Source organism: Agrobacterium sp. 22117, from assembly GCF_052045735.1.
GTDB classification, from domain to species: Bacteria; Pseudomonadota; Alphaproteobacteria; order Rhizobiales; family Rhizobiaceae; genus Agrobacterium; species Agrobacterium cavarae.
The window spans coordinates 635544-648550 of record NZ_JBQEPP010000001.1 but is presented as its reverse complement, the minus strand read 5'-3'; the positions used below and the strand labels follow the sequence as shown (position 1 = coordinate 648550).

The following is a 13007-nucleotide window of genomic DNA, read 5'->3' as shown; positions in this document are numbered from 1 at the left end:
AGGCGTCTTTGTGTTTATAGAAGCGCGAGGGAAGATAAGGGAAACGGCGTGGACATTCAGTTCCAGAATGCGAGTGTGACCTTCGAGGGGCGAACAGCGCTTGCGCCGCTCGATCTTTCGCTGTCAGAGCGACGCATTGGCGTGATCGGCCTGAATGGCTCGGGCAAGACCACCTTTGCCCGATTGATCAACGGCCTCACCAAGCCCAGCACCGGCAGGGTCACCGTCAATGGGCTCGATACGATCACGGATGCCGATGCTGTCTTGAAACAGGTGGGCTTTGTCTTCCAGAACCCGCAAAACCAGATCATCCTGCCGATCATTCGCGACGATATTGCGTTTGGACTGAAGAACCGCGGCGTCGGCAAAATCGCTGTCGATGCGGCTGTGGCGGCGAGCTTGCAGCGTTTCGGCATCGCCCATCTTTCAGATCGCCGTGCCCATGAATTATCGGGTGGCGAGTTGCAGCTTGCAGCGCTTGCGGCGCTGTCTATCACCGGCCCAAACATCCTGATCCTGGACGAGCCAACGAACCAGCTCGATCTGAAGAACCGCGCGGTGGTGGAGCGGACTATCCTCGGTTTGGAGCAGGATGTGGTCGTCATTACCCATGACCTGCCCCTGCTTGAAACGTTCGACCGCGTTCTGCTCTTTCATCAGGCTACGCTTGTTCTGGATGGCGAGCCGGAAGAGGTGATTGCCCGGTACCGGGAGATCGCGCTCTCATGAGAAGCCTTTACGCCGAGGGAACGGGCTGGCTCTACAAGCTCTCGCCCCGCGTGAAGCTGTTGACGCTGGCAGCCTTCAGCGCCGGCCTGTTCCTCACGCGTGATCCGTTGATCCTTTGCATTGCGGTCATTCTGGCAGGCTTCATTCTCTGGCAGGCGCAGCTGGGGTTGCGCGAAACGATCTCCCGCCTTCGCCCGGTCTTTTTGACGATCGCGATCATCGCCGCGTTCAGCTTCCTGCTGATCCCTGCGATGGATGCCACCGTCACGCTTTTGAGGTTGAGCGCTCTGACATTGCTGGCGACCGCCGTAACCGCAAGTGTGAGCATCTCGCAATTCATGGACGAGATCACACATGCCCTTCGCCCGTTTGAGAAGCTCGGCCTGGCAAAGGCAGCCGATGTGGGCCTCGCGGTTGGCCTTGTGGTTCGCTTCGTCCCCGAGATCGTCAGCCGATATCGCACGTTGAGCGATGCACACCGCGCACGCGGCAGCCGTATAAAGCTCAAAAGCATACTCGTCCCACTCATCATAATGACGTTGAAGGATGCCGACGCGATTGCGGATGCCATTGACGCGCGCGGCTTCAGAGGTCAAACCTCACTCAGACAAAAGGGAGATGCCCATGACGACCCGTGACCTGGTTCTGATATCGCTGTTTTCAGCCATCATCATTGCGCTTGGCCTGTTGCCGCCCATTACACTCGGCATCATTCCGGTTCCAATCACGGCTCAGTCGCTGGGCGTTATGCTGGCCGGCGTCGTCCTTGGCGCAAAGCGAGGCACCCTTGCCGTGCTGCTGACGATCCTGATTGCGGCGATCGGCCTTCCGGTGCTGTCCGGCGGCAGAGGTGGCCTTTCGATCTTCACCACCCCGACCACCGGCTATCTGATTGGCTGGATCGCCGCCGCTTTCGTCACCGGCACCCTTTCCGAGCGCTTCGTCAAAGCGGGCCAGCCCGCACTAGCGCAAGGCATTGGCTTTTTCCTCGCCAGTGTCGCTGGTGGCGTCGTCGTTCTTTATGCCTTCGGCATCACTTATCTCGCTTTCGCAACCGGTATCGGTTTCAGCAAAGCGTTCATCGGCTCCATGGCCTTCATTCCGGGTGACCTGATCAAGGCCGTCTTGGCAGCCCTTGCCGGGCGCGCGGTCATAGCTGGCTATCCGTTGCTGCCGCAGCGGACATAATCCAAACCTTCACGCGTTTCAGGAGTAAGCGACCAATGGCCACACGGCTTTACGAGCATCCGATCTTCCTGGAACACATTACCCCGGAGGGGCATCCCGAGCGACCGGACCGGCTGCGCTCGCTGAACATCGCGCTTGAACATCCGAATTTCGAGCGACTGGTTCGTAAGCAAGCCCCGCAGGCCAACGAAGATGCGGTGCTTCTCGCCCATCCGGAAAGCCATCTTCTCTCCGTGATGCGCCAGATTCCGGAAGAGGAAGGTGAGATTAACCGCATCGAGGCGGATACCTATGCCTCGCCGAAAAGCCTGCAAGCGGCGCTGACCGGGATTGGTGCCGCAATGGCCGCCGTGGATGACGTGTTCAAGGGCGAGGCTGACAATGTCTTCGTTGCGAGCCGCCCACCCGGCCACCACGCGGAAACCGAAAAGGCGATGGGCTTTTGTCTTTTCAACAACGCGGCGATTGCTGCCCGTCACGCGCAAAAGGTTCATGGTGCGGAGCGCGTGGCCATCGTGGATTGGGACGTTCACCACGGCAACGGCACGCAGGATATCTTCTGGAACGACGCGTCGGTGCTCTTCTGTTCCACCCACCAGATGCCGCTTTATCCCTGGAGCGGCGACAAAAACGAAACCGGCGTGAAGAACAACGTGGTCAATGCGCCGCTCTCGCCCAACACGGGAAGCGACCATTTCCGCGAGGCGTTCAAATCCAGGGTTCTGCCTGCCATTGCCGATTTCTCGCCTGACCTCATTATCATCTCGGCCGGTTTCGATGCCCATCACCGCGATCCACTCGCCCAGATCAATCTGGTGGGCGAGGATTTCGATTGGGCAACGGGGCGAATTCTGGAGATGGCGGATAAATATGCCGGCAACCGGGTCGTCAGTCTGCTGGAAGGCGGTTATGATCTGGAAGGGCTGGCGGAATCGGCAGCCATGCATGTCTTGAGAATGATGAAGGGTTGAAGATGACGGAAAATGCCAACACAGCCGATGTCAGCGGTTATTCTTTCGAAAAGGCCGTCGCCGAGCTGGAAAGCATTGTTGCCCGCCTGGAACGCGGCGATGTCGCCCTGGACGAATCCATTGCCATTTACGAGCGCGGCGAAGCCCTGAAAAAGCACTGCGAAGCACTTCTGACAACCGCCGAAAAGCGCATCGAAAAGATCCGTCTGGATCGTGCGGGCAAACCCCAGGGCGTCGAGCCGCTGGACGGCGAATGATGCCCACGGTTTGAGGACCTCGCTGAAAACCTTCGCGACACGCTTTTAAGGCCGACTGACGGCTGTTGACGATAGCGGGTAAACCCACACCACCACACGCACCATTTATCAGACAACACTCACACACGGCACCAAATCGTGTTAGTCTGCGGATCGATCACCGTGGAGGAGCAATCCATGTCGTTTTTCCCAGGCAATGATCCCGCCGCCGGCGACGCCTTCGCGTGTGATGCCATCGAGAACCTGATCGTTCCCCGCGCAAGCGACATTGGCGGCTTTTCCGTGCGGCGCGCCTTGCCGACGCGCGACCGCCGTTTGGTCGGCCCCTTCATCTTCTTCGACAGGATGGGACCGGCGATCCTGAAGGCTGGAGAAGCACTCGACGTCAAGCCGCATCCGCATATCGGGCTTTCCACCGTCACCTATCTCTTTGATGGCGAAATCAAGCATCGCGATAGTCTGGGGACGGAAGTCGTCGTTCGACCAGGCGATATCAACCTGATGACCGCCGGTCGCGGCATCGTGCATTCGGAGCGCACACCGGAAAACCTGCGCGGGCATCCCCTGTCCATGTCGGGTTTGCAGACGTGGCTTGCGCTGCCGGACGACAAGGAGGAGATCGCTCCTGACTTCTCTCACACCGAACGCGAGGCCATGCCGCTGATCGACATTGCTGGTGCAACCGGACGTGTCGTCATTGGGGATTTTGCGGGCCTTCGCTCGCCGGTGAAAACCTTTACCGACACGCTCTACGCAGATCTTTCGCTCACGCCTGGCGCAAAATTCCCCTTCCCTGCCGATCACGAGGAACGGGCGATCTATATTCTCTCCGGTTCTCTTGAGGTTGCCGGCGATGTGTTTGCCGCGGATCAGTTGCTGGCTTTTCGCGCCGGCGACGACATCACGCTGAAGGGTGGCGTCGACGGTTGTCACATCATGCTCTTCGGAGGTGCCGCGTTGAATTCACGGCGTTATATCTGGTGGAATTTCGTTTCGTCATCAAAAGAACGCATAGAGCAGGCCAAGGAAGAGTGGAGAACAGGGCGTTTCGACATCGTCCCGGGGGATGAAGATGAGTTTGTGCCTTTGCCCAAAGGTTGAAATCCGTTAGAGCGCCGTACGTCCTTTCTGACGCACACAGGATGCTCTAATCTTTTGAACCTACGCATCGTGCTTTTCCGAAAATCGATTTCGATTTTTGGGCCGATGCTGTAGAACGGGAACATGCTTGCCGAAGGCTGCGCCCTCCCCATTTTGAGGGTGCGTTTTAAAGAAAACACGAAGGCCGAACGATTGACCGGAATGCCAGACACACCATTGCTTGACCGGGTGAAACTCCCATCCGATCTGAAAGCAGTCGAGGATCGCGACCTGCCGCAACTGGCCAGGGAATTGCGCGACGAGATGATCGATGCGGTCTCAAAGACCGGTGGACATCTTGGTGCTGGCCTCGGTGTCGTGGAACTGACGATCGCCATTCACAAGGTCTTCAACACCCCGGACGACCGCTTGATCTTCGACGTCGGCCATCAATGCTATCCGCACAAGATCCTCACCGGTCGCCGAGATCGCATCCGCACGCTACGCCAGGAAGGCGGCCTTTCCGGCTTCACCCGCCGTGCCGAAAGCGAGTATGACGATTTTGGCGCTGGCCACTCCTCCACGTCGATTTCCGCCGGCCTTGGCATGGCGGTTGCGGCAGAGCTTGACGGCAGCGACCGCAAGGTGATTGCGATTATCGGCGATGGCTCCATGTCGGCTGGCATGGCTTTCGAAGCCCTCAACAATGCCGGTGCGCTGGACGCGCGGCTGATCGTGATCCTCAACGACAACGACATGTCGATTGCGCCGCCGACGGGGGCCATGAGCGCCTATCTGGCGCGCCTTGCATCCGGTCGCACCTATATGGGCTTCCGCGACTTCGGCAAGAAGCTGACGGCCTATCTCGGCAAGACCATCGACCGCGCCATCACCCGCGCCGTGACCCATGCGCGCGGCTATGTGACGGGCGGTACGCTCTTCGAGGAGCTGGGTTTCTACCATATCGGTCCGATAGACGGCCATTCCTTCGACCATCTTCTGCCTGTGCTGCGCAATGTCCGCGACAACCAGAAGGGTCCGGTGCTGATCCATGTAGTGACGCAGAAAGGCAAGGGCTATGCCCCGGCTGAAGCTGCTGCCGACAAGTATCATGGCGTCAACAAATTCGATGTCATCACCGGCACGCAGGCCAAAGCAAAGCCGAACGCGCCGAGCTATACCAGCGTCTTCGCCGAAGCGCTGGTGCAGGAAGCAAAACTCGACGACAAGATCGTTGGCGTGACAGCTGCCATGCCAAGCGGCACGGGGCTCGACAAGCTCGCAGAGCTGTTCCCAAAGCGAACCTTCGATGTCGGCATTGCCGAGCAGCATGCCGTAACCTTTGCCGCAGGGCTTGCCGCGGAAGGCTACAAGCCTTTCTGTGCGCTCTACTCCACCTTCCTGCAACGCGGTTACGACCAGTTGGTGCATGATGTGGCGCTGCAGGGCCTGCCGGTACGCTTTCCGATTGATCGCGCCGGCTTCGTTGGCGCCGATGGCCCGACACATGCGGGTTCCTTCGATACCACGTTCCTCGCCACCCTCCCCGGCATGGTGGTCATGGCTGCTTCCGACGAAGGGGAGTTGAAGCACATGGTGCGCACCGCCGCCGCCTATGACGAGGGCCCGATCTCCTTCCGCTATCCCCGCGGAGAAGGTGTCGGCATCGACATGCCGGCCCGTGGCGAAATCCTCGAAATCGGCAAAGGCCGCGTCGTCAAGGAAGGCTCGAAGATCGCGCTGCTCTCCTTCGGCACGCGTCTCGCCGAATGCCTGGCGGCCGCCGAAGATCTGGATGCGGCAGGGCTTTCCACCACCGTGGCCGATGCACGCTTTGCCAAACCGCTCGATCTCGACCTCATCCGCCAGCTGACGAGCCACCATGAGGTTCTCGTGACTATCGAAGAAGGTTCTTCCGGTGGCTTCGGCGCGCAGGTGCTCCAGTTCATGGCAGGATCCGGTCTTCTGGATACTGGCATCAAGGTTCGCACGCTGACCCTGCCCGACCAGTGGGTCGAGCAGGCAAAGCCGGAAACCATGTATGCGGAAGCTGGCCTCGACCGCGCTGGCATCATCAAGACTGTTTTTCAGGCTCTGGGCCAGAAACAGGTCGGCGTGGGCTTCGCAGGATAAGCTTCTGCTTGGAAAATGGAAAAGCCGCGGGAGCGATCCTGCGGCTTTTGTTTGTCTGGTTGGCTGATTGAGCTCAGTTCCCTGGCTTTTGCCACAGACGGCGATCATAGGGGATAGGCGCGTAATCGTGGAGTTGGGCGAGCTTCTTGAGGTAGCGGTTACGATAGCTCTGCTCATCCTCGAACTCGATATTCTCGAGCACGGCTTCAGCCCCCACTTCGTAGTAGAGATCGAGATTGGTGAGATCTGGAACCGGCGTCTCGCCGCGCTCGCACTCGCCCTGCATCTGCCAGAAGAGCTCCTCAAGACGCCGCGCCAAGGCGGGAATGTCGCGCAGGACACATGTGTCGCGCTGTCGCGCAATCGACTCTCGAACGGCCAAAAGGCTTTTGCGGTCTCGCTCGAAAGCTATGGCGCGCGCGACATAGTCCTCCGGGGAAGAACAAATCATTTCCGGCACGCCGGCTGCTTTCACGATGCTCGCGCAGAAACGCGCGGCAAAGGTTTTGCCCGGCATGGTGAGGACCGGAAGACCGGATGTGATCGCGTCGGAAGCCGTGGAATGTGCACCATACGGAAAGGTGTCGAGAAAGAGATCTGCCACGCCGATGCGAGCGATATGATGCGGGTTCGGAACCTTGGGGGCAAAGATGAGCCGATCAGCCGAGATCCCTCTTTGTTCGGCAAGCTCGCGCAGACGCTGGTTGGCTGACTCATCCCCCGCCAGAAGCCACAACAGGCTGCCGGGGGTCTCGGACAGGATCGTCATCCAACGCGCAAAACAGGTCTCCGTGATCTTCTGCATCCCGTTGAAGCTGGCATAAACAAACGCGTCGTCCGGCAGGCCGACGTCAGCACGGCTCGGCCGCGCGGCGATGGGACGTTTACGGTCGAGCGGCTGGTCGCAGGCGATGCGAAGCACCTTCTCCGAAAAGTAGATCTCGTTCTCCGGCGGGATCATGTAGCCGTCTGAAATCAGATATTGGTGGAATGGGCTTCCCATCGATCCGGGATAGCCGCAGAAACTGACGATGACTGGCGCAGGGCGGTAAGAAAAGATCTTCGCGCGCGCGTCTTTGGTGTAGCCATTGACGTCGATCAGAATGTCGATCTCGTCGGAAATGATCAGCGACGCCGCCGCTGCATCGTCGAGATCCTGAATATCCCGCCACGTGTCAACCACAGCCTTCATCCGGGCCTGTGTGCTGTCGGTGGTGCGGATTTGACCGCAGTAATAGGCAAAGACTTCGACGCTGCTCTTGTCGTGCAGCTCCAGAACCTCACACAGCGCGAAGCCAACGGCGTGATCGCGCAAATCAGACGACAGGTAACCGATGCGCAACCGCTGACCGGTGCCGGATTTTTGTTTCGGTTTTCTGCGCGGGAAGCGCGTGAGGTCGGGGCGGCCGACCAATGTCTTGCTGTACCGATAGGCCTTCGCAAGCTGAAACATCGGGTCGTCGGCGTAACAGCTGAGTGTCAGCGAGGACATGGCGTCGAGCATCTTGCGGGCCGGCACATATGTCGAGGGCTCGAGGACGGGCCATTTACACTGTCGCTGGCGCAACGATATCCAGTGCTGCCCTGATTCGAGCGCGTCCGGCCGAAGCTCAAATGCTTGACGCAATGTGCTTTCCGCCTCGTCCAGCCTGTCTGTGCCTTCCAGAACACGACCGATGTTCTGCAAGGCCATATGCCGATTGCCAACCGCTTCAGCATCGACGTTTTTTGCTGCCTGAGCGTAGCGCGACCACTGCTCCACCGCGTGGCCGATCATCCCTGCATCCTCCAGCACACGCCCGAGATTGATGTAGGCTGGCGCAAAGTCCGGATCGGCCTTGATGGACGCGCGGAAAGCCTGGATGGCACCTGCACGATCGCCGAGTTTGTTCAGCGTGACCGCGTAATTGAAATAGGCCATGTGAATGACAGGATTACCGTCGTTGAAGGCGGCCCAGGTCTTATAGAGCTCTGCTGCCGCAGCCTGCTGGCCGGCGGCATTCAGGGCTTCCGCTATGCTCATCAGATCGAGCAGGCTCAAACGTTGATGCCGTGCCAGATCAAGAGCGGACGGGGCGACGAGATCGTTCGAAGATGAGACGGGACTGACGGTCATGGCATCCTGCGACAGAGCGGAAAGGGCTAGGAATAGCTGATCTTCAGCTACTCTAGAGAACTTGCCTGTGGCTGGATGTATTTTTACCGCGTGTGTTGCTTGGGTTGCTTGCGACCGATGCTTCTATTGTCACGGTTACTTTGATGTTTGTCCCCCATCGTAGCGACGGAGATATTCTTGCACGCGCCGTCGGTATTGTCGGCTATGAAGATCGTGGTGAAAGGGGTCGCGAGCTAAGAAGGCATACGAACGTGCGGACGTCGCGGGGTTCATTTGCACGCGACGAACGAACATCACTTGCCTTGTAAAGCAGGTTGTCCGGGAGCTCCTCTGCCTGCTGCAGAAGCGCGCAATGCCGACGTCACGGAGGCGGCTCGTAGCATTTGTTTATTCTGAGCTGGAGATCGACGACGCGGCTCTTGGCCGCGTCGTAAGCTATTGGGTCAGGGCATCATCTGCACTTGCCGACGCCCCATATCGTCACGTCCTGGTTTCGAGATATCAAAGATTGATCTCGATTTGGGACAAGTGCCAGGTCTTAGACCCCGTTATAGGCCTTGATGACTGCTTCGACCTGAGCGTCGCTCATTGCCTGCAGTTGCTGCGCTGTGATGCCACGAGCCGTCGACGTGCTCAATCCAGAGATGGCTGCCGTGGACAAGCCGGAAACCGCCTTGGCACTGAGTGCGGTGATCTCACCCGTGGTGAACAGGCCGAGCTCCGTGCTATTCAGCGTACCAACCTGAGCGGCGGTGAGGCCAGCAACCTGCGTGGAGGTCAGAGCCTGGATCTGGTCGGTCGACATCGCTGCGAACTGCGTCGTGGTCAGGGCTGCTGCCTGGGTCGCGCTCAGGTTTGCGATGTTACCTGTGGTCAACTTGCTGGCCGTGATACCGGCGAGCGCGTTGGCGCTGATGGCTTTCACCTCTTCGCTTGAGAAGGTGTTGAGTGCATCAGACGACAGAGCGTTCAGCTGCGTCGAAGACATGACCGCGATCTGTGCCTTTATCAGCGCTGCTGCGTTCGTGCTGCTCAAGTTTGTCAGAGCCGCTGCAGAAAGGCCGGAGAGTGCCTTGGTGCTGAGTGATGCAACCTCTCCCGTAGAGAAGAGAGCGAGTTCGGCGCTGTCGAGCGTTGCCAGTTGGGCAGAGCTCAAGCTGGCGATCTGAGTGGAGTTAAGCGCATCGATCTGGCTGGTCGTCATCGCTGCAAACTGCGTCGTGGTCAGGGCTGCTGCCTGTGTCGCGCTCAGGTTTGCGATGTTGCCCGTGGTCAACTTGCTGACGGTGATGCCAGCCAGTGCCTGGGCGCTGATAGCCTTGACTTCATCACTGGAGAAGGTGTTGAGCGCGTCGGATGACAGAGCGTTAAGCTGTGTCGAAGACATGACTGCGATCTGTGCCTTGGTCAGCGCTGCTGCGCTTGCGCTGCTCAAGTTGGCAAGAGCCGCTGCAGAAAGGCCTGAGATAGCCTTGGTGCTGAGTGATGCAACCTCTCCAGTGGAGAAGAGAGCGAGTTCTGCGCTGTCAAGCGTTGCCAGTTGGGCAGAGCTTAGTGCGGCGATCTGGGTGGAGTTCAGCGCATCGATCTGGCTGGTCGTCATTGCTGCGAACTGCGTCGTGGTCAGGGCTGCTGCCTGTGTCGCGCTCAGGTTTGCAACGTTACCCGTGGTCAACTTGCTGACGGTGATACCTGAAAGCGCCTTCTCGCTGATGGCTTTCACCTCTTCGCTTGAGAAGGTGTTGAGTGCATCGGACGACAGAGCATTCAGCTGCGACGTAGACATGACAGCAATCTGCATCTTGGCCAGGGCTGCTGCGCTCGCGCTGCTTAAGTTTGTCAGGGCTGTTGAAGAGAGGCCGGAAAGTGCCTTGGTGCTGAGTGCCGCCATCTCTCCAGTGGAGAAGAGAGCGAGTTCTGCGCTGTCAAGCGTTGCCAGTTGGGCAGAGCTCAAGCTGGCGATCTGGGTGGAGTTCAGCGCATCGATCTGGCTGGTCGTCATCCCCGCAAACTGTGTCGTGGTCAGGGCTGCTGCCTGTGTCGCGCTCAGGTTTGCAATGTTGCCGGTGGTCAACTTGCTGATGGTGATGCCTGCAAGCGCCTTTTCGCTGATGGCCTTGACTTCATCGCTGGAGAAGGTGTTGAGCGCGTCTGACGACAGAGCGTTCAGCTGCGACGTAGACATCACGGCGATCTGTGCCTTGTTCAGTGCTGCCGCACTTGTGCTGCTCAAGTTTGTCAGAGCCGCTGCAGAAAGGCCTGAGATAGCCTTGGTGCTGAGTGATGCAACCTCTCCAGTGGAGAAGAGAGCGAGTTCTGCGCTGTCGAGCGTTGCCAGTTGGGCAGAGCTTAGTGCGGCGATCTGAGTGGAGTTCAGCGCATCGATCTGGCTGGTCGTCATCGCTGCAAACTGCGTCGTGGTCAGGGCTGCTGCCTGTGTCGCGCTCAGGTTTGCAATGTTGCCGGTGGTCAACTTGGCGACGGTGATGCCTGCAAGTGCCTGGACGCTGATGGCCTTGACTTCATCGCTGGAGAAGGTGTTGAGCGCGTCCGAAGACAGAGCATTGAGCTGCGACGTAGACATCACGGCGATCTGCGCCTTGTTCAGTGCTGCCGCACTTGTGCTGCTCAAGTTTGTCAGAGCCGCTGCAGAAAGGCCGGAAAGTGCCTTGGTGCTGAGTGATGCAACCTCTCCAGTGGAGAAGAGAGCGAGTTCGGCGCTGTCGAGCGTTGCCAGCTGGGCAGAGCTTAGTGCGGCGATCTGAGTGGAGTTCAGCGCATCGACCTGGCCGGTTGTCATCGCTGCAAATTGCGTCGTGGTGAGGGCTGCTGCCTGCGTCGCGCTCAGGTTTGCAATGTTGCCCGTGGTCAACTTGCTGACGGTGATGCCTACAAGCGCCTTTTCGCTGATGGCCTTGACTTCATCGCTGGAGAAGGTGTTCAGCGCGTCGGACGACAGAGCGTTCAGCTGCGTCGACGACATGACTGCGATCTGTGCCTTGGTCAGTGCGGCTGCACTGGTGCTGCTGAGGTTGGTCAGAGCTGCTGCAGAAAGGCCGGCGATCGCCTGGGTGCTGATAGCAGCGATCTCATCGGTGCTGAAGAGAGCCAGTTCTGCGCTGTTGATTGTCGCGACCTGGGCCGAGCTCATGCTGGCGATCTGGGTGGCGTTCAGCGCCTGGATCTGGCTGGTCGACAATCCTTCGATCTGGGTGGTGCTCAGTGCAACGACCTGTGCCGCGCTAAAGCCGGTGACTTGAGCGGTGCTCAGCGCTCCCAGCTGGCTCAGCGTGAGGCCCTTGACGGCGGGAGCCGAAATGGCGCGGACGTCATCGGAGCTCAGAAGGGCGACATTGGCAGTCGTGAGCGATCCGACTTGAGCGGAGCTCAGCGCCTTGATCTTGGTGGCGTCGAGCGCATTCACGTCTTCCGAGGTCAAGCTCGCGATCGTCGATGTGGAAAGCTTTGAGATCTGCGTAGCAGACAAGGATGAGATAATGGAGGTCATGAACGTGTCCCTTACCGAATGGCGACTGGTCGCGCCTATCTGCCGCCTGACACTGTCCCCACCGACAGCAATCCGACACGCGCAAATAAAGCGAAATTGTTGAGAACATGGCTCATGTGAACCTGCGTAGGAACCGCATCATGCAATTCGAGCTGGAGAAGCTCGGATTTTCCACGCTAGCTATTGCGAATGCCGCTAATAAACGATGCCGCTTGAATAACTGACTATGGCTATTTCGTAGCAGGCAAACCTTTAAAACCGGGTTAACGCTCCGTGCCATCGCGGACACTTATTCTTCAATTTCATGTATTTTTGAGAGAAATTAGGAGGATATAATGTACCAATTTTTTTGAAGATTTGACTCGACTACAGGTTAAAAACATAGATTATGCGCTTTATCTAAAAGGTATTGGTCGCATTCACCCACTATATTTGACATCAAGAAGCAAAAAAATCAAGTAACATTCGTATCCCAATAAAAGAAAGGTAATTTTAATCTGATGTTTTTTGATCAGGGAAGCGTCGACGTCTTGGATGGATGGGATAATGAATAGCGACAGAAACTTGTCGTTTTTTTCTTCTTCCTCCAAGATAGCGAATGAATACGTCCCGCCAGCGCCGCAAGTTATAAGTTTAACCATGTGACAAAGCGCAAATTAGGAGCCTTCTTTATCGCGATACTCTGCGTTTTCGGCATGAAAGCATCAAACAGCCCGTATTTCGAACGTCGTGGAGAGTATCGTTTTTACCTCGCCGTCTAGTAATTGTTCGCGCATCGGCTCCATAAAGCAATTGCTCCATGACAACGATGATATTCTTCACTCGGCAAGACAGTACGGACACGCGCAGCGACCACTCGCTGCCACCGAGTGCGCAATTCTCCGACGTGCGAGCACTGTCCAGTGCAAGACGACGTCTGAAGGCTCGGACGCTATTTGCCTAAGAGGCGGCGGCACCCTTGCTCCGTCACAAAGAAACAAACATGGGACGCTTGCAAAGACATGCCGCAGAGACTGCGGATAGTA

The 13007-nt window shown here is 58.0% G+C and carries 9 protein-coding genes; 7 read left to right on the top strand and 2 right to left on the bottom strand.

Going from position 1 to position 13007, the window contains the following annotated elements; translation table 11 throughout:
• The first annotated feature begins 48 nt into the window (after positions 1-48).
• From ACTJKV_RS03045 to dxs, 7 genes are all read left to right on the top strand, one after another.
• The gene (locus tag ACTJKV_RS03045) at positions 49-729 is read left to right on the top strand and encodes an energy-coupling factor ABC transporter ATP-binding protein (protein WP_440598441.1); all 681 of its coding nucleotides are present in this window, start codon (positions 49-51) and stop codon (positions 727-729) included.
• A complete protein-coding gene (locus tag ACTJKV_RS03040) occupies positions 726-1367 on the top strand; it encodes an energy-coupling factor transporter transmembrane component T family protein (RefSeq protein WP_440598440.1) in 642 nt (213 codons plus the stop codon). Before ACTJKV_RS03045 ends, ACTJKV_RS03040 begins: the two co-directional genes overlap by 4 nt.
• Positions 1354-1917, top strand: a complete 564-nt coding sequence (locus ACTJKV_RS03035; RefSeq protein WP_440598439.1) for a biotin transporter BioY — start codon at positions 1354-1356, stop codon at positions 1915-1917. The genes ACTJKV_RS03040 and ACTJKV_RS03035 overlap by 14 nt, the downstream gene beginning before the upstream one ends.
• 35 nt (positions 1918-1952) lie before the next feature.
• Positions 1953-2888 carry a histone deacetylase family protein gene (locus tag ACTJKV_RS03030; protein ID WP_440598438.1) on the top strand — a complete coding sequence of 312 codons (936 nt, stop codon included), beginning with the start codon at positions 1953-1955 and terminating at the stop codon, positions 2886-2888.
• 2 nt (positions 2889-2890) lie between these two features.
• Positions 2891-3145, top strand: a complete 255-nt coding sequence (locus ACTJKV_RS03025; protein ID WP_037171757.1) for an exodeoxyribonuclease VII small subunit — start codon at positions 2891-2893, stop codon at positions 3143-3145.
• Between the two features lie 177 nt (positions 3146-3322).
• The gene (locus ACTJKV_RS03020) at positions 3323-4246 is read left to right on the top strand and encodes a pirin family protein (RefSeq protein WP_313591657.1); all 924 of its coding nucleotides are present in this window, start codon (positions 3323-3325) and stop codon (positions 4244-4246) included.
• A 192-nt stretch (positions 4247-4438) separates the two neighbouring features.
• Positions 4439-6358, top strand: a complete 1920-nt coding sequence (dxs, locus tag ACTJKV_RS03015) for a 1-deoxy-D-xylulose-5-phosphate synthase (protein ID WP_440598437.1) — start codon at positions 4439-4441, stop codon at positions 6356-6358.
• Between the two features lie 73 nt (positions 6359-6431).
• Here dxs and ACTJKV_RS03010 read toward each other — a convergent pair whose 3' ends face one another.
• Positions 6432-8474: an O-linked N-acetylglucosamine transferase, SPINDLY family protein gene (locus ACTJKV_RS03010; RefSeq protein WP_440598436.1), complete on the bottom strand. Its 2043-nt coding sequence runs from the start codon at positions 8472-8474 to the stop codon at positions 6432-6434.
• 538 nt (positions 8475-9012) lie between these two features.
• Positions 9013-11982, bottom strand: a complete 2970-nt coding sequence (locus ACTJKV_RS03005; RefSeq protein ID WP_440598435.1) for a beta strand repeat-containing protein — start codon at positions 11980-11982, stop codon at positions 9013-9015.
• Positions 11983-13007: the final 1025 nt, after the last annotated feature.